1 protein-coding gene is annotated in these 1,976 nt (G+C 78.1%); it reads left to right on the forward strand.

The annotated features are described in order from the left end of the window. The coding region (locus ABD323_RS37050) for an AAA family ATPase (protein ID WP_344446495.1) at positions 1-1,940 on the forward strand (1,940 nt) is incomplete at its 5' end. Positions 1,941-1,976 lie beyond the last annotated feature (36 nt).

The following is a 1,976-nucleotide window of genomic DNA, read 5'->3' on the forward strand; positions in this document are numbered from 1 at the left end:
CCGAGGAGGCCGGCCGCGCGGCCCTGCTGATCGCCGGCGCACCGCCCGCGCCGCAGGCCCCGGGCCCGCTGCCGGCCGGCGCCCGGTGGGCCGTCGAGCTGCTGGAGGGGCCCGCCGACCTGCTGCCCGCGGTGCGCGCCCTGCTGCACCGCACCGCCGTGCTCGTCGACGGCGACGCGGCCGCGGCGCTGCTGGCCGCCTGTCCCGAGCTGACCGCCGTCACCGCCGAGGGCGACCTGCTGGCGGCCGGCTTCGCGCAGGGCGGTTCGGCCGGCCCGCCCAGCCAGCTGGAGACGCAGGCCGCGGTGGAGAACGCCGCGCGGGCCCTCCAGGAGCTCGCCGAGCGCTGCGAGCAGCTGGCGCAGGACCTGGCGCAGGCCAAGGACGGGCGGCGCGAGCTGGCGGCCGGCTTCGAGCCGCTGGCCCTGGAGCGCCGCCGGGCGGAGAAGCAGCGCGCCGAGGTGGCCGGCTGGCTGGGCCGGCTCGGCGGCCAGGCCCGCCCCGCGGCCGCCGAGGCCGGCCCGGCCACCGCCGCCGCCCAGCGCGCCGAGGAGTCCCTGCTGGCCGCCCGGGCCACCGCCGAGGAGCTGGCCGACCTGCGGGCGGCCGCCGAGGTGCCGGTCGACGGCGAGCAGGACGAACCGGACCAGGCCGAGCGCGACCGGCTGGCCCCCGCCGGCAGCCAGGCCCGGCAGGTCGAGCTGGAGGCCAGGCTCGCGGTGCGCACCCACGAGGAGCGGGTCCGCTCGCTGACCGGGCGCGCCGACGCTCTGGAGCGCACCGCCCGTCTGGAGCGCGAGAGCCGGGCCCGCGCCGCCGAGCGCCGCCGCCGGGCCGAGCACGGAGCGGCGGTGGCGGGCGCGGTGGCCGAGGGCGCCCGGCACCTGCTCGCCTGCCTGGAGGTCTCGCTGGCGCGGGCGGACGCCGAGCGCGGCGCCGTCGAGCAGGCCCGCGGCGGGCGCCAGAGCGAGCTGCGGGCCGGCCGCGAGCGCGGGCGCGAACTCAAGGACGAACTGGACAAGCTGGTCGACGCGGGCCACCGCGACGAGGTGCTGCGGGCCGAGAAGCGGCTGCGGATCGAGCAGTTGGAGGCCCGGGCACTGGAGGAGTTCGGGATCGACGGCGAGGAACTGCTGGCCGGCTACGGGCCCGACCAGCTCGTGCCGCCGCCGGTCCCCGAGGAGGGGCAGGAGCCCGGCGAGCCGCGCGCGTACGTGCGGGCCGAGCAGGAGAAGCGGCTGCGCGCCGCGGAGAAGGCCTACCAGCAGCTCGGCAAGGTCAACCCGCTGGCGCTGGAGGAGTTCGCCGCGCTGGAGGAGCGCCACCAGTTCCTCGGCGAGCAGTTGGAGGACCTGCGGCGCAGCCGGCGCGACCTGCTGGAGATCGTCCGGGACGTGGACCAGCGGGTGGAGCAGCTGTTCACCGCGGCCTACCACGACACCGCGGCCCAGTTCGAGGGCGTCTTCTCGCGGCTCTTCCCGGGCGGCGAGGGGCGGCTGGTGCTGACCGACCCCGACTCGATGCTGACCACCGGCGTCGAGGTGGAGGCCCGTCCGCCCGGCAAGAAGGTCAAGCGGCTCTCGCTGCTCTCCGGCGGGGAGCGCTCGCTCACCGCGGTCGCCCTGCTGGTGGCCATCTTCAAGGCCCGGCCCAGCCCGTTCTACGTGATGGACGAGGTCGAGGCGGCGCTGGACGAGACCAACCTGCGGCGGCTGATCGCGATCATGGAGGAGCTGCGGGACAGCTCCCAGCTGATCGTGATCACCCACCAGAAGCTGACCATGGAGTGCGCCGACGCGCTGTACGGCGTGACCATGAAGGGCGACGGCATCTCCCAGGTGATCAGCCAGCGGCTGCGCGAGGACCAGCGCGAGCGCAGGGCCCCGGCCACGCCGGCGGGTGGGCCCGGTCCGGCGCTCCCGGCCCCGCCCGCGCCCTGAGCGCCCGCCCGCCCCCGCCCCCCCCCCCCCCCGGGC

Origin of the sequence: Kitasatospora nipponensis (assembly GCF_039528135.1) — a bacterium.
GTDB lineage: Bacteria > Actinomycetota > Actinomycetes > Streptomycetales > Streptomycetaceae > Kitasatospora > Kitasatospora nipponensis.